A 21,401-nucleotide genomic window follows, 5' to 3' on the forward strand; every position below is an offset into this window, starting at 1 on the left:
CATGCGAACGTTTGAATCATTTAATTTCCAACCATTTATTCTTGAAGCCATCAAGGATAAAGGTTTTACCGAGCCCACAGAGGTTCAAGAAAAATTGATTCCTTTAATTAAAAAAGGAAAAAATGTGATCGGTCAATCTCAGACTGGTTCTGGTAAGACTCATACTTTCTTATTGCCATTGATGGATAAGATCGATGGCACAAAAGACGAGGTGCAAGTGTTGATTACTGCACCAAGCCGGGAGTTAGCTGCTCAAATTTATCAAGCAGCCAGCCAAATCGCAGAATTTTCACCAACGGAGATTCGCGTATCGAATTTTGTCGGAGGGACCGATAAGCAACGTCAGCTCGATAAATTAACTAGTCATCAGCCTCATGTAGTCATCGGTACGCCGGGACGCATTTTAGACATGATGAACGAGCAGGCTTTGAAAGTGCACACAGCGCAATATTTTGTCGTCGATGAAGCTGACATGACGCTTGATATGGGGTTCCTGCATGAAGTCGATCAAATCGCTGGTCGTTTGCCTAAACATTTACAAATGCTGGTCTTTTCAGCGACCATCCCAGAAAAATTACGTCCTTTCCTATTAAAATATATGGAAAATCCAGTGATGGAAGAAATCAAGTCAAAAGCAGTCATCTCGGATACGATTGAAAATTGGTTGATCTCCACTAAGGGAAAAGATCGCAACCGTTTGATCTATCAATTATTAACAGTGGGTCATCCTTATTTAGCGATTGTTTTTGCTAATACCAAACAGCACGTTGATGAAATCAGCGGCTACCTGAAAGCGCAAGGCTTGAAGGTTGCGAAAATTCACGGAGACATTTCACCACGTGAACGTAAACGAGTTATGCGCCAAGTTCAAAATTTGGAATATCAATATGTAGTTGCAACCGATCTAGCTGCCCGCGGGATTGATATCGAAGGGGTTTCTCATGTGATTAACGCCGAGATTCCACAAGATTTAGATTTCTTTATCCACCGTGTCGGACGGACCGGCCGTAATGGGATGTCGGGGACTGCGATTACGCTTTATAGTCCAAGTGATGAAAACAGCGTCAACTTAATCGAGAATCTTGGTGTAACGTTCCAACCAAAGGAAATCAAAAATGACGAAATTATTGATACCTATGACCGCAACCGTCGGAAGAAACGTGAAAAATCAAAAGATGAATTAGATCCTACTTTGATTGGTTTGGTCAAAAAATCGAAGAAAAAAATCAAACCTGGTTACAAAAAGAAAATAGATCGCGCAATCTCAGAATCAAATAAACAAAAGCGTCGTCAAACCCGGCGTCAAGAAGAACGCGGCGCACGGAAAAATAAAAAACGTTCGAATTCATAAGCTAAAAAGCTCTAGTGCGACTATTCGTCGGCAGCTAGAGCTTTTTGCATTTTTACGCAGGAAATCCCATCTTCTTCAAAAATGTCGGACACGACCTGATACCCAAGTTTTTCGTAAAAAATTTGTGCGCTGACTTCAGCTGAAAGCAGGGAAGTCTCACAGCCTTCAGCAACGCCAAGTTTTTCCAACATTACTAAAATTTTTTTCCCTAATCCTTGCTGACGAAATTCTTCAGCAACACATAAGCGATCAGGATTCAAAGTGGTTTTATTAATCGTTTGAAAGCGGGCGGTTGCCACCGGCAAATTTCCATCAAAAAGGACAATATAGCGTCGATTCGGCGTATCCAATGCATCGAATTCCAACTCTGGTAAAATTCCTTGTTCTAAAACAAAGACTTGATAACGTAAATAAAAGGCCGCCGCTTGCGTAGCTAGCTCAGATCCGAAAATTTCCCTCATCTTTTTCCTCATTTCATGCTGATAATGGTATAATTCTACCATAGTAGTGTTGGAGGAGGCAGAAAGTTTTATGAACTTATTAGATCAATTAGACTGGTCCTATTGGAAACGCTTAACACCGAAAGAAAAGCGGACGCTGTTAAGCCAGTTATTGCTACATTTTGTAAATCCTTTAATGAAAATCTCGGATATTGAGCTAAAGGATTTTGAATTATATGGTATTAAATGTCAAACGTTTCAATTAACCTTCGATGAAGAAGAATTTGTTTTTATTCCTGGAAACAAAGATGCCATCTTAGGATGGAATCTCGGAACAAAAGGACTGTCATTATTAGAGACGGCACCTAATTCACAAGAGATTACGATCCCTGAAGAACTGCGTGGACAATATAATTTTTTTGATGTGGATTCGTTAGGTGAACTGATCAATGATAAGACCACCAATTTGCGGAAAGTCCAAATCCCACCAATGTTTGTTCAGCGACATGCGTTACCGGCTGGTACTAGCTATTTAGGCGTTTACGATGCGGTGACGGGCAGTTTTGAAGGAGAGGCCGATCAATTTTCAGCCTTTGAACAAGAAATTAAAGACGTGCTGTTTCCGACTTTAACAGCTGAAGAAAGTATGGTCTGGTCTTTCCCGAAAAATGTTTTGAAGGAAGATCGCTGGTATATTGAAATGGTTCCTAACAGTGATTACTACCACGTCTTTAGTCACGAGAACCACACTTATTCCAGCTTGCGAAAGAAAATTCGTAAAAAGAACTTTGATCTATTGACGGAGGATCAGTGGGAATACGTAAATGGTGCTGGTAGCCGCCGGTTATTCCGTTGGGGCAATGATCTAAACATCAATGATCCCTATCGCGGAAAAAATGTTCGCAAAATGATGGAGCAGGCCAATATGTTCGGTTTGTTTTTTGATACGTCAATGGAACGCTTTGAGATCACAGAAGACCCCGGTGTCTTAAAGCTACGGAATAAAAAGAATCAAGTGGGAATCCCGATCGTTGATTTCTTGCCACTTGCGACTTACTTTGCGAATGATACGATGCTGCTGCATGAAAAAGTTTTAGCGCCAAGCGAGTATTTATACCGCAAAGCAATCTTAATCAAAGTCTAGTTTGACTTTTGTCAGAGTTTTTTCTATACTCTTAACAGGATATGGTTTATTCTTTACGCTTCCACAGAAAGTGCACGGTTGCTGAAAGCTGCACGTGGCGAAAAATAAATTGCTCCCAAACGTTTTGATTGAAAAATCAACGCTGCTCAGCGTTAACGAGCTGAAGAGGTAATGATCAAACTATCATTGCAATCAAGGTGGTACCGCGAGTTTTCGTCCTTGACTGCAGTGGTAGTTTTTTATTTTTTTGAGAAAAGAGGAGAAATAGATGAAAAAATTATCAAGCGCTGAAGTGCGCCAAATGTTTTTGGATTTTTTTAAGACGAAGGACCATATGATCGAACCAAGTGCGTCATTAGTCCCAGTTAATGACCCAACCTTATTATGGATCAACTCTGGTGTTGCTACCATGAAAAAATACTTTGATGGGAGTGTGGTACCGGAAAATCCACGGATCGCCAATGCGCAAAAATCAATTCGTACCAACGATATTGAAAATGTCGGAAAAACAGCGCGTCACCATACAATGTTTGAAATGCTAGGAAACTTCTCAATCGGTGATTATTTCAAAGTCAAAGCCATTGAATGGGCCTGGGAATTTTTGACATCACCAGAATGGATCGGCTTTGATCCAGATAAATTATATGTCACCGTCTACCCAGAAGACAAAGAAGCAAAACGGATTTGGCTAGAAGAAGTTGGTATTCCAGCGGATCATGTCGTTGAAATCGAAGACAATTTCTGGGATTTAGGCGCTGGCCCAAGTGGTCCCGACTCAGAAATCTTTTATGACCGAGGAGAATCTTTTAACGATCTAGCTGAAGACGATCCGGAAAATTATCCTGGTGGTGAGAACGAACGCTACTTGGAAATCTGGAATCTCGTATTCTCAGAATTCAACCATACACCACAAGGAACCTACGAACCATTGCCACATCAAAATATTGATACGGGCATGGGACTTGAACGGATGGTCTCAATCATTCAAGACGCACCAACCAACTTTGAAACAGATTTATTCTTACCAATCATAGGCAAAGTTGAGGAATTAAGCAGCAAAAAATATGGTGTTGATAAACAATTAGATATTTCATTTAAAGTAATCGCTGATCATATTCGTTCATTAGCCTTTGCGATTGGTGACGGGGCCTTGCCTTCTAATGAAGGTCGGGGCTATGTGTTGCGCCGTTTATTACGCCGCGCAGTTATGCATGGCAAAAAATTAGGCATCGATCAAGCCTTCTTGTATAAATTAGTTCCTGTGGTGGGTGAAATCATGGTGAGCTATTATCCCGAAGTCAAACAGCAAGAAGCGTTCATTGAAAAAGTTGTTCGCACTGAAGAAGAACGTTTCCATGAAACGATTAACGATGGCTTAACGATGTTAAATGACGTCTTGGCTGAATTAAAGGATCATAATGAAACAACCTTGAATGGGAAAACGATCTTTAAGTTATATGATACATTCGGCTTCCCAGTTGAATTGACGGAAGAAGTTGCCGAAGATGAAGGTTTGAAAGTTGACCACGAAGGCTTTGAAGTCGAAATGGAAGCACAAAAAGAACGGGCGCGGGCAGCTCGAACCACTGAGAAATCTATGGGCGTTCAAACGGCTTTATTAGGTGACATCAAAGTGGCCAGCAAATTTGTCGGCTATGAACATTTAGAAAACGAAAGCGAACTACTTGTGGTGATACAAGATAACGGGATCGTCGCTGAAGTGTCAGAAGGCGAAGCACAATTAATTTTTGCTGAAACGCCTTTCTATGCAGAAATGGGGGGACAAATCGCTGATATTGGCATGATTGTTGATCAATCCGGTAAAATCATCGCCAATGTCGTAGATGTCCAAAAAGCGCCTAATGGTCAAGCCTTGCACACAGTAGAAGTGCTTGCTTCATTAAAAGAAGGCGAAAACTATTTCTTACAAGTTAACGCGGCTTTCCGTAATAAAGTCATCAAAAATCACACTGCGACCCACGTCTTGCATAAAGCCTTGAAAGAAGTGTTAGGCGATCACGCGAACCAAGCGGGTTCATTAGTGACGGACAAACATTTACGTTTTGACTTTACGCATTTCGGTCAAGTCACAGCCGCTGAGTTAAAAGAAATGGAAAAAATCGTCAATCAAAAAATCTGGGAAGCTATTCCAGTCGTAACGATTGAAACCGATATTGACACCGCCAAAAATATGGGTGCGATGGCATTGTTCGGCGAGAAATACGGTCATGATGTTCGTGTAGTTAACATTGGCGACTGGTCAATCGAATTGTGTGGGGGAACCCATGTAGCGAATACGGAAGATATCGGCTTATTCAAGATTGTTTCTGAATCAGGCATCGGTGCTGGTGTTCGGCGGATCGAAGCGCTAACAGGAAAAGAAGCCTATGAAGCGTTTCGTGAAGAAGAAGAACAACTGATCCAAGTCGCGCAAATCGTGAAATCTCCACAAATCAAAGAAGTCGTCAGCAAGACTGAACAATTGCAACAGCAATTACGTGAATTACAAAAAGAAAATGAGCAACTAGCAACCAAATTAGCCAATCAACAAGCTGGCGACGTCTTTAAAGATGTGAAGGAAATCAACGGAACGACTGTGATCACAGCTCAAGTCAATGTAAAAGACATGAACCAATTACGTCAATTAGCCGATCAATGGAAACAAAAAGCTTTATCTGATGTTTTAGTTCTTGGCACGGTCCAAGGAGAAAAGGTCAATCTTTTAGCAGCTATGAGTCCAACAGCTAATGAAAAAGGCTTAAAAGCAGGAGACTTAATCAAAGCAATCGCGCCAAAAGTTGGCGGCGGCGGTGGCGGCCGTCCAGATATGGCCCAAGCCGGCGGGAAAAATCCAGCAGGTTTGTCTGCTGCCTTAGCAGAAGTAGCCAACTGGCTAGCGTAATTTAAAAATAAAAAAACAGTGTCAAGCGAGGAACCCGCAACTAACTAGAAAGCTAGTGTCTGCGATAACTTCAGCGAGACGCTGTTTTTTTATTTGCTCTAAGACAGCGTGTTTCTTTTAAAGCGTCTCGACTTTCGGTATAATCAAAATGAGAAAATTAGTTGAAAAGAGGGGACCATTTGGGAATTATTGAACAAATTATCTTATTCATATTTATCGCCAATGCGATTGGTGCAATTATTACGGTTTTCAGAAAGCCTAGAAATATTACAACGATCTGGGCATGGTTATTGACCTTGATCTTTTTACCTGTGATTGGCTTTTTAATTTATGCCTTTTGTGGACGTGGGATCGATGGGGAAACGATGTATCGTTTTGAGCAAGAAGATGAAAAACGAGTAAAAGAAATCAATGAAATGATCCGCCAAGACAATCAGCATGTGGATTACAATGAACCAGACCAGCTTTATCCCACGGCGAAAGCTTTAGTAAAATTCTTTCAAAATTTAGACGAGTCGCCTTTAGCGATTCGCAATGAGCTGGAATTCTTTTTAGACGGAAAAGATAAGTTTGAACGGTTGTTTATTGACTTAGAAGCCGCGGAAAGTAATATTCACGTAGAGTATTATGCTTTTTTTAATGATCGTATTGGAAATCGCTTCTTGCGTATCCTTGAAAAAAAAGCAGCTGAAGGTGTGGAAGTACGGATGATTTATGATCCGTGGGGTTCGCCTAAAACCAATCGAAAGTTTTTTGAAACATTGATTAAAAATGGCGGAAAAGTGACGCCTTTCATTACGTCCAAAAATATTTTGGCCAAAACACGTTTGAACTACCATTTGCATCGAAAGATCGTGGTAATTGACGGTCAGATTGGTTGGACCGGTGGCTTCAATGTGGGGGATCAGTATTTAGGTGAGTCGGAACGTTTCGGGCGCTGGCGTGATACTCACGGAAGAATCGAGGGTACCGCCAGTTTTACATTACAGGAAATTTTTATTCGCGATTGGAATGCGTCGGTGGCTAATAAAGAAGACCGGATGGCTTATTTTCCGGAATACTTTGTGCTGCCTGAAAAAGAAATCAAAAAGGGCGTGCCGATGCAAATCGTGGCGGACGGACCAGACTCGGCGGAAGAGCAGATCATCAAGGATGGATTTGTGCGTCTGATCATGTCTGCTGAAAAAAGCGTTTGGATCCAAAGTCCCTATTTAGTTCCGGATGAGACGATGATTTCAGCGATTTTGATCGCCGTTCGCTCAGGGATTGATGTACGCATCATGGTGCCGAATATGCCGGACCATCCTTTCATCTATCGGGCTACGCAATATTATGCCAACTTTTTACATCAACGAGGCGTAAAAATTTACCATTATACCGATGGCTTTATTCATGCCAAAACGATCGTCGTTGATGACGAGCTGGCTACTTTTGGCTCGACCAACCAAGATATTCGCAGCTATGAATTGAATTTTGAAGTCAGCAGCTTCATTTATGATCCGGCAGTTGCTAAGCAGTTTAGAGAAATATTTGAAACCGATATGGAAAATTGTATTTTATTAACCGATGAAATGATCGCCAATCAATCTCATTGGCTGAATTTCAAGCAACGCTTTTCACGTTTGCTATCACCGGTCCTATAATTTTTTTTGCAGGCCTTGCCGAGCTAAATTGTCCGCCCCCTTATTTTTCGCTTCAGGAATCCACTGAAGGAGAAGTAGGGGGAATTGTGGCGCTAATTCATTAAACTCTGATAAATATGGAAGGAATCGCTTGTTTTTTGTTTGTCCTTGGTCTAAAATTTTTATTGCAGTTTTACTATCGGAATAAAGAAAAACCGTTTGATCATTTAACTGATGATCAATTAAATAATGCAGCGCATGGATAATAATCGCTAGCTCCGCTTGATGATTGTCGGCTTCTACCAGTGGTAGCGCTAATTGTTTTTGCTCTTCAGCGATTATGACGATGCCGCCTCCGCTTCTTTTGGTATTGCTAGCGGCGTCTGTAAAAACTTTTATCATGATGACCATCCTTTTTGTTGATAAAGAAAATTTTTTAGCGATGAAAAGGTAATTACGATAATTTTTATTATCCAGCTTCACAAACTAAGCTTTATCGGCCATAAGCAAAAAAGCCGACCGAGTTCGTGAAACTTTTCTAAGACTAGGAGTATATGAATGAATGAGAAACGTTATTTTTGGCAACCGGAATTATCGATTAGTATTATCTACTGGTCATTGACCTTCATTGTGCTTTTTTATGGTTTGATTCTGACCCTTGAAAAGACTCATCCTTATTTACAAGGGAACATCATCATCGGGCTTTTTATTTTCTTCGCCGTGATGGGGCTCCATCGCTATTTATTGATTAACGAAAAAGAGATCAAGGTTCGCTTTTCAAGAGTTTGGAAAAGGGAAACAATCCTTAGAGAACACATTGATTGTTTAATTGTTCGAAAAGATGGCGTGGTTCTTAAACGTAAAGGGCTAAGCGGAACAAATTTCCACTTAGGACTGACCAAAAAACGCAAGACATCTTTTGTCGCTACGTTTTCGTCGTATTACCCTGAGATCGAAATAAAGCAAGAAATAAACGAAAAGATCAGTCATGACTGATCTTTTCGTTTATTTCTTTTTAACATGGGCAGCCTGCATACCTCGGGCACCCTCTACAATTACAAATTCAACTTCGTCACCAGAATCCAATGTTTTGAATCCCTCTTCTTCAATAGCAGTGAAGTGAACAAAAACTTCTTGATTCTCTTCATAGTCAATAAAACCGTAACCCTTTTTTTCATCGAACCATTTAACAATGCCGCTATTCATCCTGCAACACTCCTTTGCAATTGCTGGTTTCATTATACGTGATGGAAACAAAAATTGCGAATCAATGAGTTTACCGATTCTCAGTAGTGTTTTTCTTAAAAAAATTCGTTATAATACTATTGAACGAATAAAAAAGTATATTTCTCTGAATAACGTTCGGGAAAGGGAGTTATTATGAAATCAGATATCGAAATCTCACAAGCAACCTCTTTAGCACCAATTACGGAAATCGCTGAAAAAATCAATTTATCTTTTGACGATCTCGAGCTTCACGGAAAATACAAAGCAAAAATCGAGTTTGACTCATTAGATCGAATGAAAAAAAATCCAGAAGGAAAACTGATCCTAGTCACCTCGATCAATCCAACCCCAGCCGGTGAAGGAAAATCAACAGTAACCATCGGCTTAGGAGACGCCTTAAATAAAATTGGCAAAAAAACAGTAATCGCGCTTCGGGAACCTTCCTTAGGTCCTGTAATGGGAATCAAAGGCGGAGCAACTGGCGGCGGCTATGCCCAAGTGTTACCAATGGAAGATATTAATTTGCATTTTACCGGCGACATGCACGCGATTACCACCGCAAACAATGCGTTGTCTGCCTTATTAGATAATCATATTCACCAAGGCAATGAATTAAATATCGATGCTCGTCGTGTAATTTGGAAACGAGTGGTTGATTTAAATGATCGTGAATTGCGCCATATTACGGTGGGCTTAGGCGGTCCAATCAATGGTGTGCCGAGAGAAGACGGCTTTGATATTACAGTAGCTAGTGAGATCATGGCGATTCTTTGTCTAGCAACAGACATTAATGACTTAAAACGACGTTTGTCGAACATCGTTGTCGCTTACACCTTTGATCGTGAGCCAGTTACGGTTGGAGATTTAAAAATTGAAGGTGCCCTAGCTTTAGTCTTGAAGGACGCAATCAAACCCAATCTAGTTCAAACGATTTATCAAACACCCGCCTTTGTTCATGGTGGACCATTTGCGAATATCGCACATGGCTGTAACAGTATTTTAGCCACCAGAGCCGCACTTCATAGTGGGGATTATGTCGTTACTGAAGCCGGTTTTGGCGCAGATCTAGGTGGCGAAAAATTCTTAGACATCAAGGTGCCAAGTTTAGGCAAGGCACCAGATGCAGTCGTGATCGTTGCTACGATTCGGGCTTTAAAGATGCACGGCGGGGTTGCAAAAACTGATTTAAGCGCTGAGAACCTAAGTGCCTTAAAAACAGGCTTCAGCAACTTAGCTAAGCACATTCGCAATATGCGTAAATATGGTTTACCAGTTGTAGTAGCAATCAATCAATTCATCAGCGACACTGAAAAAGAGATTGAATTGTTAAAAGAACTTTGCGCCAACGAGGAAGTTAAAGTTGAATTAGCGAGTGTCTGGGAAAAAGGACCAGACGGCGGGATTGATTTGGCGAATACTATAGTAGAAACAATTGCGACAGAAGAAAATAATTTCCATTCGATCTTTTCTCGCGATCATGATGATCTTAATGAAAAAGTCGAGACCATCGTTCGAGAAATCTACGGCGGCTCCGAAGTGGTTTATAGTAAAAAAGCCTTGCAGCAGCTTGCCAGCTTTAAGAAATACGGCTGGGATCGTTTGCCAGTTTGTATGGCGAAAACACAATATTCATTGTCAGATGATCCAACGAAGCTTGGCGCGCCAAGTGATTTCGATGTGACGATCCGTGAATTTGTACCAAAAATCGGTGCCGGCTTTATCGTTGCATTAACTGGTGACGTCATGACGATGCCGGGATTGCCGAAAAAACCAGCGGCATTAAACATGGATGTGGATGAAAAAGGCAACGCCATTGGATTGTTTTAAAAATAAAAACTGAATAAAGCAGTGTTGGACTCTTAGTAAATTGTATAAAAGAGAGTTCAACACTGTTTTTTTTGCATATTTTTTTAAATATTTACCGAATAAATTTATAAAAAACCATTGACTTGCATAAAATCAAACCGTATAATCATTTGAAATAGTAGTTTTCTAATCATATTTTTAGACAGTTGCAAGGAGGGATTAATATGAAGGTAGCGATTATTGGGGTGACAGGATACAGCGGTGTGGAATTGATCCGTATTTTGTTGCAGCATCCGAAGGTGGAAATCGTATCGATCCATAGCCATTCACAAAATGGTCAAGGAATCGACGACTATTTGCCGCATTTAAAACAGCTATTAAGCCTTCCTTTAGAACCAATCGATCCAGCAAAAATAATGGCGCAAACCGAGTTAGTATTTTTCGCGACACCTTCAGGCATATCGAAGGAGATCGCCACAGCTTTCGTGGAAGCAGATTTTCCAGTTATTGATCTTTCAGGTGATTTCCGGTTAAAAGCAGATGGGCAATACGAAAAATGGTATAAAAATTCAAGTGCGCCTTCAGATTTTTTACAAACGGCTCATTACGGCTTAGCTGATTTCTACAGGAAGCCAGCGTCTAAATTGATTGCCAATCCAGGCTGCTACGCAACAGGCACCTTATTATCTTTAGCGCCTTTAGTTCAAAAAAAAATAATTGAACCGACTTCGATTATTGTTGATGCAAAATCAGGACTATCAGGAGCGGGAAAAAATTTATCGGAGTCTAGTCATTTCGTCAACAGTAACGAAAATATGACTTTGTATAAAATGAATAGTCATCAACACATTCCAGAGATTATGCAGCAGTTGCAAAAATGGAACGCAGAAGTACCTGCTATTCAGTTCTCGACATCATTGATTCCAGTTACTCGGGGAATTTTTATCACAAGCTATGCCAGAAGCAGTCAGAAAATGACTCAAGAAGACGTCTGGCACTTGTATCAGGACTTTTATCAAGAAAAATATTTTGTCCGAATCCAAGAACAAGAGAGTTATCCAAATCTACGACAAATCATCGGCTCCAACTTTTGTGACATTGGCGTGGCTTATAACGAGGTCACCAATATTATAACGGTTGTTACCGTATTGGATAATTTAGTCAAAGGCGCAGCAGGACAAGCAGTCCAAAATTTGAACCATTTAGCGGGCTGGGATGAAAAGACCGGGTTGGAAATGATTCCAATCTATCCGTAAACTATTCGAGGAGTGAACTAGATGAAAATTATTGAAGGAACGATTGCAAGCCCCAAAGGATTTCACGCGGCGGGCTTACATAGCGGCTTAAAAAAAACTAAAAAGGATTTAGGCATGATCTATTCAGACGTCCCAGCGGCTGCAGCGGCGGTTTATACGACGAATCAAGTCAAGGCGGCACCGATTTTTGTTACGAAAGAAGCCATGGTTGATGCAACGATCCAAGCAGTCGTTGTTAACTCGGCTTATGCCAATGCTTGTACCGGTAAAATCGGAGCAGAAAATGCCTTAGCGATGCAAGCTCTAGCGGCTGAACAATTGGCCGTTCCTAAAGAAACGGTCGCAGTGGCTTCTACCGGAGTGATTGGAAAACAATTACCGATGGAAATCATCGAAAAAGGTATCAAACAAATTGATTTGCCAACAGCGAATCCTTATGACTTTCACGAAGCGATTTTGACTACCGATACTAGTACCAAAGAAATTGTTGTTTCCGCTAAGATCAATGGTCAAACGGTAACGATGGCCGGGGTTGCTAAAGGATCGGGGATGATTCATCCTAACATGGCGACGATGCTGGCTTTTATTACTACGGATGCACAGATTTCACCGGAATTATTGCAAGGGATCTTGGCTAACAAAACAGAGACCACCTTCAATCAAATTACCGTAGACGGCGATACTTCAACCAATGACATGGTGTTAGTTCTAGCCAATGGCTTGGCGGAAAACCCGATGATCGAAATAGATACACCTGCTTACGAAACCTTCGTTGAAATGTTTCAACTGGTTAGCGAAGCGTTAGCCAAGCTGATCGCAAAGGACGGCGAAGGTGCGACCAAACTGATCGAAGTTGAGGTGGTAGGAGCGAGTAATCCAAGTGATGCCCGCTTAGCCGCTAAAAAAGTTGTCGGTTCAAGTTTAGTCAAGACAGCGATGTTTGGTGAAGATCCAAACTGGGGGCGGATCATTTGCGCGGTAGGCTATGCCGGTTCCCAAACGGATCCTGAAAAAATCGATATGTGGATCGGCCAGCAGAAATTATTAAAACACAGCCAACCACAGGAGTTTGATGAAGCCGAGATGAAACAAACGCTGGAAAAAGAAAAAATCCTGATTACGGTGGATTTAAATATCGGAGAAGCCAAAGGCAAAGCTTGGGGCTGTGACTTGACTTATAAATATGTTGAAGTGAACGCATTGTACCATACTTAAATCAAGCAAATTAAGGAGCGAATAATCATGGGTAAAATAGTCATTAAAATTGGTGGCGTCGCCAGTGATAATCTAACAACAGGTTTTTTTAATCAAATCAAAGACTGGCAAGCATCGGGACATGAGATCATCATCGTTCACGGCGGCGGCTATTATATCTCGGAAATGATGAATCGCCTGAATATTCCCGTCGTCATTAAAAATGGTTTACGGGTCACGACTGAGCAAGCGTTAAAAATCACACAGATGGTCTTGATTGGGCAAGTACAGCCGACCATTACCACCCTTTTTCAGCAGCAAGGTTTTTCGACGATCGGACTAAACGCTTCTTGTGGCGAACTGATCCAAGGAGAAGTGATCGATCAGCGAAAATTAGGCTTTGTGGGAGAAATTACCGAAATTAATCCCGCAGCGATCGAGAATGTCTTAGCGAAGCAATACATTCCTATCGTTGCACCATTGGGAATCACTAAAGACGGTCAATGGTTAAATGTCAACGCCGATACGGCGGCCTGCAAAATTGCGGAAGCCATTGATGCAGAAGCCTTGTATTTATTAACAGATGTTCCTGGCGTGAAGTATCAAAATCAATGGCTGGAAAGAATCACCATTGAAGAAGCGGAAGCATTAAAAGCGGAGGCCGTCATTACCGGTGGCATGATCCCCAAAGTCGATAGTGCGGTAGATTCTCTGGAAAATGGTGTTAAACAAGTTCATATCACCAATTGTATTGAAGCGGCAGGTACGATCATCACAAAGGAGGCGGTCTACGCATGAGCTATTTATTTCCAAATTATGTTAGAGATATGATTGATCTCGTTGATGGATCAGGTAGTTATGTCTATGATCAAAACGGGACAGCCTATTTAGATTTCATGAGTGGGATCGCTGTCAGCAATCTAGGACACAAAAATCCGAAAGTGATGCAGGCGTTACATGAGCAGTCACAAAAAATCTGGCACAGCTCTAATTTATATACGAATCACTTGCAGGAAAGCGTCGCCGAAAAATTAACGATGGGCAAGGATTATCTTGCTTTTTTCTGTAACAGTGGGACGGAAGCGAATGAAGCGGCTATTAAACTGGCACGAAAAGCCACCGGGCGTCCGAAAATCATTAGTTTTTTGCAATCCTTTCACGGTCGGACCTATGGCGCATTAAGTGCGACAGGTCAACCTCAATTGCAACAAGGTTTTTTTCCAATCGTCGAAGGCTTTGACTATGTACCATATAACCAGCTTGAAGCATTAAAAGAACTATTGGATGAAAACGTGGCGGCGGTCATGCTAGAAGTTATCCAAGGGGAAGGCGGTGTGATTCCGGCGGAAAAAGCATGGCTTCAGGCAGTCGCGAAATTATGTAAAGCCAATGGCAGCCTATTGATCATAGATGAGATTCAAACAGGAATGGGCAGAACCGGAAATTTTTATGCCTTTGAAGCCTATCAGATCGAACCAGATATTATTACCTTGGCAAAAGCTTTGGCTAATGGAATCCCAGTGGGAGCAATGCTAGGGAAAAAAGAACTAGCGGAAGCTTTCGGTCCTGGCTCCCATGGTACGACCTTTGGCGGCAACAATCTCGCTATGAAGGTAGCAGAGACAGTAGTCAGTCAGATCAATCAGCCGGAATTTTTAGTGGACGTTAAAGCAAAAGGTGCTTTTTTAAAGGCAGAATTAGCAAAACTTACAGGCGAATCAGAAAAAGTAGTGGAGGTACGGGGTGAAGGACTGATGCTGGGAGTACAGCTTGATTCAGCTGAGACCTTACAAGCAGTGATCCAGACCTTGAAGCAAGAAAAGTTATTGGCGATTAAGGCCGGTGGCAATGTGTTGCGTTTATTACCGCCATTAACCATCAGCCAATCTGAACTTGAAAAAGGTGTTGCCATTATCAATCAAGCTATTTTGCATTAAATTGTCGAAGAACTAGAGCGATGAGCGGTCATCGTTCTTTTTTTGTGCCTGAGACTTTCCATAGCGTGTTTTTTCACTTATACTGAACCTATTGAAAAAAGTTATACTAGCTAGTTTGGAAGGAGTGGACCTCGTGGGAGACAATGCGGATCTTTTTTTAAGTACCTTCAATCGAATTGAAAAAGAATTAAAACGTTTATTAGGCAATCCAAGTAATATGGGCTTTAGCGAAGCTGTTCGCCGTCTCTCAAAACGCCGTGATAATGTGATCGGTGGAAACGAGAACGATCTGTTACAGTTGGCTCAGCTGCGTAATGCGATTGTTCATGATCAAGTGGCGGATGATTTTGTGATTGCGGAGCCGAATGATTGGGCAGTGGCACGAATCAAAGCGATTGAAGAAAGCCTGCTGCGGCCTGAAAAAGTTTTACCGCGGTTTGGTAAGAAGGTTACGGGCTTTGAACGCAATCTGCCGATGATTGAAATCATGAAGATCATTAACAAAAAGCGCTTTTCACAATTTCCGGTCTATGACTCCGGTAAATTCATCGGGCTGGTAACCTTGCGGACGATCGGATTTTTCTTTGCACAGGAAAGTTTGAACGGTTCAGTTAAGCTTGAAGGTCGGATCGCAGAAGATTTATTACGGGCGAACGGCAAGCAAGCGAACTTTAAGTTTGTCTCAGCTGAGACGAAGGTTTCGGAAGTGGAACAAATGTTTCAAACAGAAGGGATCTTGGAAGCCGTTTTGATTACTAAAAATGGGGATTCGGATGGAAACCTTTTAGGCATCATTCGACCACGGGATATTTATGTTCAAGAAGGGGAGCAGTAATTTTGATAGCAGTTTATTTATTACTTAGCGGTGCCCTCATCGCTTTGGATCAATGGTTCAAATGGTGGATCGTGAGTCAATACAATTTTGGAGATAGCCAAACGATTATTCCAAACGTTTTATCATTAACCCATATTCGGAACACTGGTGGTGCCTTTAGCTTATTCGAAGGCCAACAAATCTTTTTTATCGTCATCACGATTGTAGCGGTGGTCGCTGTGATCTATTATTTGATCAAACACCTCCACGAAAGCAAGTGGCTGACGATCGGCTTGAGTTTCTTTTTGGCCGGCGCGATTGGTAATTTTATCGATCGTATTCGCCTAGGTTATGTCGTTGATATGTTCCGCTTCGATTTTATTAACTTCCCGATTTTCAATATTGCAGATATGGCCTTAGTCACTGGGGTTATTATGATTTTTATTTATATTTTATTAGATGAGAGAGATAAGAAAAATGGATAATCAAATTGAAGTAATTATTAAAGCAGAAACCGGGCGGATCGATAAGGTCTTAAACGATCGTTTGTCGGATTATTCCCGCTCTCAGATTCAGCAATGGATCAAAGATCAGCATGTATCGATTGACGGAAAAACCATCAAAGCCAATTACAAAGTCAGTGCTGGGGACAAGATTTTGATCGAGATTCCTGCACCAGAAGAACTGGATCTTGTACCGGAGAATCTGGACTTAGTCATCGTTTATGAAGACGATGATGTCCTCGTAGTCAATAAACCCCAAGGCATGGTGGTCCATCCATCAGCCGGACATCCCAAAGGCACGTTAGTCAATGGGTTATTATATCAAGTGAAAAACCTTTCGACGATCAACGATGTAATTCGTCCGGGGATCGTTCATCGAATTGATAAGGATACGTCTGGATTATTAATGGTCGCAAAAAATGATCATGCCCATGAAGCATTGGCAAAACAATTAAAAGATAAAACTTCCTTGCGAAAATACGTTGCTTTGGTTCACGGTGAGATTCCTCATGAAAAAGGGCGGATCGAAGCGCCAATCGGCCGTTCAAAGGTCAATCGAAAAATGCAAGCGGTGATTGAAGATGGTAAGTCGGCGGTCACTCATTTTGAAGTGTTGCAACGCTTTGAAGGTTTTACGTTGATCGAATTACAACTAGAGACAGGCCGGACACATCAAATCAGAGTCCATATGCAATACATTGGTTATCCGGTCGCCGGTGATCCTCTGTACGGACCGAAAAAGACGTTAAAAGGCAACGGACAGTTTCTGCACGCCAAATTATTAGGCTTTGAACACCCAACGACTGGCGAGATGATGGTCTTCGAAGCACCATTACCAGAAATTTTCAAAAAAACTTTGAAACAGTTAAAAGAAAAAGATTGATTTCTTATTTAAGGAATAGTATAGTGTCTGTAGTAAGAAATAAATAACTTAATATGATCCTTTAAGAGTAGTCCCGTGAGGCTAAGAAGGAAGTCGATAGTAGTTTGAGCTAGGTGCGCCTAGATGAACGCTATCATTTTGACGAAGTCGATAACATTCCTCCTACCTAACTACGGGTAGGAGTTTTTTTATTGTAAAAAATAAGGAGGAGACAGGATGTATAAAAAAGAGGTTGTAGATGAAGTAACAATGAAACGAGCGTTGACTCGTATCACCTACGAGATCATCGAACGAAATAAAGGGGTTCAAGATATTGTCTTGATCGGAATCAAAACGCGTGGAATTTTTATCGCCCAACGAATTGCGGAGCGCTTAAAACAACTTGAGCACATTGACGTTCCAGTCGGAGAATTAGACATTACGTTATATCGTGACGATGTAAAAGTTCAAGAGGCTGAACCTGAATTACATTCCTCCGATATTCCTTTTTCGATTGAAGGCAAAGAAGTGATCCTAGTTGACGATGTCTTGTTCACCGGCAGAACAATTCGGGCAGCGCTAGATGCGGTCATCGACTTAGGCCGACCAAATCGCATTTCACTAGCCGTTTTAGTTGACCGTGGTCATCGCGAATTACCAATTCGCGCTGATTATGTAGGAAAAAATATTCCCACAGCTTTAACTGAGGAAATCGTCGTTGAGATGGAAGAAAACGACGGACAAGATCGTATCATGATTCAAAAAGAAGAAGACTAAAAAAATGTATAGATGCTAGAAAGAGGATTTTTGTATGAAAGAGTTCCACAATGATGACGTTGTTTTAGATATACATGATCGCCCAAGTACCGGTCATTGGATCGGCTTGAGTATTCAACACTTGTTCACGATGTTTGGCGCAACGGTTTTAGTTCCTATCTTAGTTGGGATCAACCCAAGTATCGCGCTAGTCAGTTCTGGTTTAGGAACGTTGGTTTACTTAACCGTAACTAAAGGAAAGATTCCGGCTTACCTAGGCAGCAGCTTCGCTTTTATCGCAGCGATGAAATTATTAATGAAATCAGACGGCTATCCGGCAATCGCTCAAGGTGCTTTAACCTGCGGCTTGGTTTACTTGATTGTTTCCTTCATTATTCGAAAAATCGGTTCAGGCTGGCTGGATAAAATTTTGCCACCGATCGTAGTAGGACCAGTCGTAATGGTCATCGGTTTAGGCTTAGCCAGCAACGCCGCGCAAAACGCGATGTACAACAACGGCACTTACAGCTTCAAATATGTGATGGTCGCTTTGATCACGTTAGCGTTAACGATTTTCTTCAATATGTTTTTCACTGGCTTCTTAGGCTTGATTCCGATTCTTTTAGGAATCATCGGCGGCTACATTACAGCGATGATCTTCGGAATCATCGATTATCAGCCGATCATTGATGCGAACTGGCTTGCGATGCCAGCTTTCAATGTACCTTTTGTCAGCTATCAGCCAAAGCTGTATATCAGCGCGATCACGACAATGGCGCCAATCGCCTTTGTTACTATGACAGAACACATCGGTCACTTGATGGTTTTGAATAAATTAACAAAACGCAATTTCTTCGATGATCCTGGCTTAGATCGCACCTTGATGGGGGATGGCTTAGCGCAAATCGTTGCCGGACTTGTCGGCGGACCGCCAGTAACCAGTTACGGTGAAAACATCGGTGTCTTGGCAATCACGCGGGTGCACAGTGTCTTCGTTATCGGAGGTGCGGCAGTCTTCGCGGTCTTACTAGGCTTTGTTGGAAAACTTAGCGCTTTGATCTTAAGTATTCCTGGACCAGTTATCTCAGGAATCAGCTTCATCTTGTTCGGCGTCATCGCCGCTAGCGGATTAAAAATCTTGATTGAGAACAAAATCGATTTTGACCGTAAAAAGAACTTATTGATTGCTTCAACGATTTTAGTTATCGGGATCGGCGGACTGGTTTTCGAAGCGGGCACCTTTACGTTATCTGCCATGGCCTTAGCCACCGTCCTAGGAATTATCTTAAACTTAATCTTGCCGGAACAGGCACGCAGTGAGAAATAAAAAGAACTAGCGAAGAATGAAGAGGAGGAAATTTCATGATCATCCAGTCAGAAGAAATCAGTCTGAAACATTTATTGACGGTGGAAGCTTTAACCGATCAAGAAGTCATGGGACTGATTCAAAGAGCTCAGCAATTCAAGCAGGGAGCACGGTGGACACCTAATAAAAATCAATACTTTGTCTCTAATCTTTTTTTTGAGAATAGTACCCGGACCCACAAAAGTTTTGAAGTCGCTGAGAAAAAACTGGGATTAGATGTGATTGATTTTGATGCCAAAACCAGCTCGGTTCAAAAAGGTGAGACGCTCTACGATACCGTTCTTACCATGTCAGCCTTAGGGGTGGATGTGGCAGTGATCCGCCACGGAGATGAAAATTACTATGACGAATTAATCCAAAGTAAAACGATCCAATGTTCAATCGTCAACGGCGGCGATGGCAGCGGACAACATCCGACACAGTGTTTGTTGGATCTGATGACGATTTATCAAGAATTCGGTCATTTCAACGGCTTAAAGGTTGCTATCGCTGGAGACATTACCCATTCACGAGTCGCTAAATCAAATATGCAAATGCTGAAACGCTTAGGTGCGGAGGTTTTTTTCTCGGGACCTGAGGAATGGTACGACGAGAGCTTTGATGTTTACGGTACCTACCGACCATTAGATGAGCTTGTGCCGGAAGTCGATGTCATGATGCTGTTAAGAGTTCAGCACGAACGCCATGATGGACAGGAAAGTTTTTCAAAGAAAGAATATCACGAAAAATACGGCTTAACGATTGAACGGGGAAAACAGTTGAAACCAAGCGCCATCATTATGCACCCGGCGCCAGTCAATCGAGATGTTGAAATCGCGGATAGTTTAGTGGAGAGTCTGCAGTCGCGGATCGTACCACAAATGACCAACGGTGTGTACATTCGGATGGCAATTTTAGAAGCAGTACTTAGAGGAAAATCGTAAAGGGGCAGATACTATGAAAACATTGATTAAAAATGGAAAGATCGTAACAAAAGACAATCAAACAACAACATGTGACCTTTGGTTAGAAGACGGTATCATCGCTGGTATCGGGAAGGATTTCTCAGACATGACGTTTGATCAAGAGTACGACGCAAAAAATCAATTAATCACACCAGGTTTAGTTGATGTTCATGTTCATTTGCGAGAACCCGGCTTTACTTATAAAGAAACGATCAAGGACGGCTCTAAAGCGGCGGCTCGCGGCGGCTATACAACCGTTTGCGCGATGCCAAACTTAAATCCAGTACCTGACACGGTAGAAAAATTCAATGACGTTATGGCGATCATTGAAAAAGATGCGGTAGTAAAAGTTCATCAATATGCGCCGATTACCGAAGAGCTGCGAAGTGAAGTTCTAACCGATCAAAAGGGGCTGAAAACAGCCGGTGCTTTTGCCTTCACCAATGACGGAGTTGGTGTGCAAACAGCCGGAACCATGTACTTAGCAATGAAGGAAGCAGCGGGAAATAATATGGCACTAGTTGCCCATACGGAAGACGAATCTCTATTATTCGGCGGTGTTATGCATAAAGGGAAGATCAGTGAAAAGCTTGATTTACCTGGAATTCTAAGTGCTACGGAATCCTCACAAATTGCCAGAGACTTGATCTTAGCAGAAGAAACCGGCGTTCATTATCATGTCTGCCACGTTTCTACAAAAGAAAGTGTTCGCGTGATTCGTGACGCAAAAAAGGCCGGTGTACATGTGACAGCGGAGGTTTCTCCTCACCATTTGATCTTGATCGATGAAAACATCCCAGAAGACCACGGCTACTGGAAAATGAACCCGCCATTACGCGGAAGCGAAGATCGTGAAGCCTTGATTGAAGGCTTGCTTGACGGTACGATTGATTGTATCGCTACCGATCATGCCCCTCATGGCTTTGAAGAAAAAAATCAAAGCTTCCTGAAATCACCATTCGGAATCGTTGGCAGTGAAACAGCCTTCCAATTGATTTATACGCACTTTGTTGAAACAGGACGATTTACTTTAGAACAAGTGATTGATTGGATGGCTGTTAAACCAGCTGAAATTTTCGGCATGACCGTCGGCACACTAACGATTGGTCAACCGGCGGACATCGCGGTCTTTGATCTAAACCACGAAGAAAAAATCGATGATAAAAAATTCGCATCACTAGGAGTCAACACCCCTTTCACTGGTTGGCCAGTCAAGGGCGCAACATTAATGACCTTTGTGGATGGTCAGTTGGTATACAACAAGGAGGACTAAGACG

The 21,401-nt window shown here is 41.9% G+C and carries 20 protein-coding genes; 17 read left to right on the forward strand and 3 right to left on the reverse strand.

The window, feature by feature from the left end; translation table 11 throughout:
* The first annotated feature begins 1 nt into the window (after position 1).
* Positions 2-1,351, forward strand: coding sequence for a DEAD/DEAH box helicase (locus IGI54_RS05865; RefSeq protein WP_216429262.1), 1,350 nt, complete (start codon positions 2-4; stop codon positions 1,349-1,351).
* 20 nt (positions 1,352-1,371) lie between these two features.
* Here the strand turns inward: IGI54_RS05865 and IGI54_RS05870 are convergent, their stop codons facing one another.
* The gene (locus IGI54_RS05870) at positions 1,372-1,812 is read right to left on the reverse strand and encodes a GNAT family N-acetyltransferase (RefSeq protein WP_430621435.1); all 441 of its coding nucleotides are present in this window, start codon (positions 1,810-1,812) and stop codon (positions 1,372-1,374) included.
* Between the two features lie 70 nt (positions 1,813-1,882).
* On the opposite strand from IGI54_RS05870, the gene IGI54_RS05875 reads away from it, so the two are divergent.
* The 3 genes from IGI54_RS05875 (at position 1,883) to cls (ending at position 7,480) form a co-directional block, all read left to right on the forward strand.
* Positions 1,883-2,935 (forward strand): DUF7278 family profilin-like fold-containing protein, encoded by a 1,053-nt coding sequence (locus tag IGI54_RS05875; protein WP_216429259.1) that lies wholly within the window; start codon positions 1,883-1,885, stop codon positions 2,933-2,935.
* A gap of 268 nt (positions 2,936-3,203) precedes the next feature.
* Positions 3,204-5,837, forward strand: a complete 2,634-nt coding sequence (gene alaS / locus IGI54_RS05880; RefSeq protein WP_430621436.1) for an alanine--tRNA ligase — start codon at positions 3,204-3,206, stop codon at positions 5,835-5,837.
* A gap of 179 nt (positions 5,838-6,016) precedes the next feature.
* A complete protein-coding gene (gene cls, locus IGI54_RS05885; RefSeq protein WP_430621437.1) occupies positions 6,017-7,480 on the forward strand; it encodes a cardiolipin synthase in 1,464 nt (487 codons plus the stop codon).
* Here cls and IGI54_RS05890 read toward each other — a convergent pair.
* Complete coding sequence (locus tag IGI54_RS05890; protein WP_071861343.1) at positions 7,475-7,861, reverse strand: ribonuclease HI family protein; 387 nt, start codon at positions 7,859-7,861, stop codon at positions 7,475-7,477. The genes cls and IGI54_RS05890 overlap by 6 nt on opposite strands.
* A gap of 156 nt (positions 7,862-8,017) precedes the next feature.
* Between IGI54_RS05890 and IGI54_RS05895 the strand changes: the two genes are divergently transcribed.
* Positions 8,018-8,455, forward strand: coding sequence for an EbsA family protein (locus IGI54_RS05895; protein WP_430621438.1), 438 nt, complete (start codon positions 8,018-8,020; stop codon positions 8,453-8,455).
* 9 nt (positions 8,456-8,464) lie between these two features.
* On the opposite strand, the gene IGI54_RS05900 is transcribed toward IGI54_RS05895, so the two are convergent.
* Positions 8,465-8,665, reverse strand: a complete 201-nt coding sequence (locus IGI54_RS05900; RefSeq protein WP_071861345.1) for a cold-shock protein — start codon at positions 8,663-8,665, stop codon at positions 8,465-8,467.
* A 174-nt stretch (positions 8,666-8,839) separates the two neighbouring features.
* On the opposite strand from IGI54_RS05900, the gene IGI54_RS05905 reads away from it, so the two are divergent.
* The 12 genes from IGI54_RS05905 to IGI54_RS05960 all read left to right on the forward strand — a co-directional run bounded on the left by IGI54_RS05905 (position 8,840) and on the right by IGI54_RS05960 (position 21,397).
* Positions 8,840-10,513, forward strand: a complete 1,674-nt coding sequence (locus tag IGI54_RS05905) for a formate--tetrahydrofolate ligase (RefSeq protein WP_430621439.1) — start codon at positions 8,840-8,842, stop codon at positions 10,511-10,513.
* A gap of 203 nt (positions 10,514-10,716) precedes the next feature.
* Complete coding sequence (argC, locus tag IGI54_RS05910; protein ID WP_430621440.1) at positions 10,717-11,748, forward strand: N-acetyl-gamma-glutamyl-phosphate reductase; 1,032 nt, start codon at positions 10,717-10,719, stop codon at positions 11,746-11,748.
* 21 nt (positions 11,749-11,769) lie between these two features.
* Entirely contained in the window at positions 11,770-12,963 is a 1,194-nt protein-coding gene (gene argJ / locus IGI54_RS05915; protein ID WP_430621441.1) for a bifunctional glutamate N-acetyltransferase/amino-acid acetyltransferase ArgJ, read from the forward strand.
* 27 nt (positions 12,964-12,990) lie between these two features.
* Positions 12,991-13,740, forward strand: a complete 750-nt coding sequence (gene argB, locus IGI54_RS05920) for an acetylglutamate kinase (RefSeq protein ID WP_430621442.1) — start codon at positions 12,991-12,993, stop codon at positions 13,738-13,740.
* Entirely contained in the window at positions 13,737-14,879 is a 1,143-nt protein-coding gene (locus tag IGI54_RS05925; RefSeq protein ID WP_430621443.1) for an acetylornithine transaminase, read from the forward strand. Before argB ends, IGI54_RS05925 begins: the two co-directional genes overlap by 4 nt.
* A 133-nt stretch (positions 14,880-15,012) precedes the next feature.
* Positions 15,013-15,714 carry a CBS domain-containing protein gene (locus IGI54_RS05930; protein WP_216429241.1) on the forward strand — a complete coding sequence of 234 codons (702 nt, stop codon included), beginning with the start codon at positions 15,013-15,015 and terminating at the stop codon, positions 15,712-15,714.
* A gap of 2 nt (positions 15,715-15,716) precedes the next feature.
* Positions 15,717-16,178 carry a signal peptidase II gene (gene lspA / locus IGI54_RS05935; RefSeq protein WP_430621444.1) on the forward strand — a complete coding sequence of 154 codons (462 nt, stop codon included), beginning with the start codon at positions 15,717-15,719 and terminating at the stop codon, positions 16,176-16,178.
* Complete coding sequence (locus tag IGI54_RS05940) at positions 16,171-17,079, forward strand: RluA family pseudouridine synthase (RefSeq protein WP_430621445.1); 909 nt, start codon at positions 16,171-16,173, stop codon at positions 17,077-17,079. Before lspA ends, IGI54_RS05940 begins: the two co-directional genes overlap by 8 nt.
* Positions 17,080-17,295: 216 nt before the next feature.
* Positions 17,296-17,835 carry a bifunctional pyr operon transcriptional regulator/uracil phosphoribosyltransferase PyrR gene (gene pyrR, locus IGI54_RS05945; RefSeq protein WP_071861354.1) on the forward strand — a complete coding sequence of 180 codons (540 nt, stop codon included), beginning with the start codon at positions 17,296-17,298 and terminating at the stop codon, positions 17,833-17,835.
* A 34-nt stretch (positions 17,836-17,869) separates the two neighbouring features.
* On the forward strand, positions 17,870-19,141 hold the full coding sequence (locus IGI54_RS05950) for a solute carrier family 23 protein (RefSeq protein WP_216429236.1): 1,272 nt from the start codon (positions 17,870-17,872) through the stop codon (positions 19,139-19,141).
* A gap of 35 nt (positions 19,142-19,176) precedes the next feature.
* Entirely contained in the window at positions 19,177-20,103 is a 927-nt protein-coding gene (locus IGI54_RS05955) for an aspartate carbamoyltransferase catalytic subunit (protein WP_430621446.1), read from the forward strand.
* A 13-nt stretch (positions 20,104-20,116) separates the two neighbouring features.
* Positions 20,117-21,397: a dihydroorotase gene (locus IGI54_RS05960; RefSeq protein ID WP_430621447.1), complete on the forward strand. Its 1,281-nt coding sequence runs from the start codon at positions 20,117-20,119 to the stop codon at positions 21,395-21,397.
* Positions 21,398-21,401: the final 4 nt, after the last annotated feature.

It is taken from the genome of Enterococcus sp. DIV0800 (assembly GCF_050559735.1).
Taxonomy (GTDB): domain Bacteria; phylum Bacillota; class Bacilli; order Lactobacillales; family Enterococcaceae; genus Enterococcus_A; species Enterococcus_A devriesei.

What these genes read in the sequence shown, in the direction of transcription:
- IGI54_RS05960 (WP_430621447.1), top strand. Translation starts at nt 20,117, where the DNA reads ATGAAAACATTGATTAAAAATGGAAAGATCGTAACAAAAGACAATCAA.
- IGI54_RS05875 (WP_216429259.1), top strand. Translation starts at nt 1,883, where the DNA reads ATGAACTTATTAGATCAATTAGACTGGTCCTATTGGAAACGCTTAACA.
- IGI54_RS05870 (WP_430621435.1), bottom strand. Translation starts at nt 1,812, where the DNA reads ATGAGGGAAATTTTCGGATCTGAGCTAGCTACGCAAGCGGCGGCCTTT.
- IGI54_RS05890 (WP_071861343.1), bottom strand. Translation starts at nt 7,861, where the DNA reads ATGATAAAAGTTTTTACAGACGCCGCTAGCAATACCAAAAGAAGCGGA.
- IGI54_RS05925 (WP_430621443.1), top strand. Translation starts at nt 13,737, where the DNA reads ATGAGCTATTTATTTCCAAATTATGTTAGAGATATGATTGATCTCGTT.
- argB (WP_430621442.1), top strand. Translation starts at nt 12,991, where the DNA reads ATGGGTAAAATAGTCATTAAAATTGGTGGCGTCGCCAGTGATAATCTA.
- pyrR (WP_071861354.1), top strand. Translation starts at nt 17,296, where the DNA reads ATGTATAAAAAAGAGGTTGTAGATGAAGTAACAATGAAACGAGCGTTG.
- IGI54_RS05900 (WP_071861345.1), bottom strand. Translation starts at nt 8,665, where the DNA reads ATGAATAGCGGCATTGTTAAATGGTTCGATGAAAAAAAGGGTTACGGT.
- IGI54_RS05865 (WP_216429262.1), top strand. Translation starts at nt 2, where the DNA reads ATGCGAACGTTTGAATCATTTAATTTCCAACCATTTATTCTTGAAGCC.
- argJ (WP_430621441.1), top strand. Translation starts at nt 11,770, where the DNA reads ATGAAAATTATTGAAGGAACGATTGCAAGCCCCAAAGGATTTCACGCG.
- IGI54_RS05955 (WP_430621446.1), top strand. Translation starts at nt 19,177, where the DNA reads ATGATCATCCAGTCAGAAGAAATCAGTCTGAAACATTTATTGACGGTG.
- IGI54_RS05905 (WP_430621439.1), top strand. Translation starts at nt 8,840, where the DNA reads ATGAAATCAGATATCGAAATCTCACAAGCAACCTCTTTAGCACCAATT.
- IGI54_RS05950 (WP_216429236.1), top strand. Translation starts at nt 17,870, where the DNA reads ATGAAAGAGTTCCACAATGATGACGTTGTTTTAGATATACATGATCGC.
- IGI54_RS05895 (WP_430621438.1), top strand. Translation starts at nt 8,018, where the DNA reads ATGAATGAGAAACGTTATTTTTGGCAACCGGAATTATCGATTAGTATT.
- alaS (WP_430621436.1), top strand. Translation starts at nt 3,204, where the DNA reads ATGAAAAAATTATCAAGCGCTGAAGTGCGCCAAATGTTTTTGGATTTT.
- IGI54_RS05940 (WP_430621445.1), top strand. Translation starts at nt 16,171, where the DNA reads ATGGATAATCAAATTGAAGTAATTATTAAAGCAGAAACCGGGCGGATC.
- argC (WP_430621440.1), top strand. Translation starts at nt 10,717, where the DNA reads ATGAAGGTAGCGATTATTGGGGTGACAGGATACAGCGGTGTGGAATTG.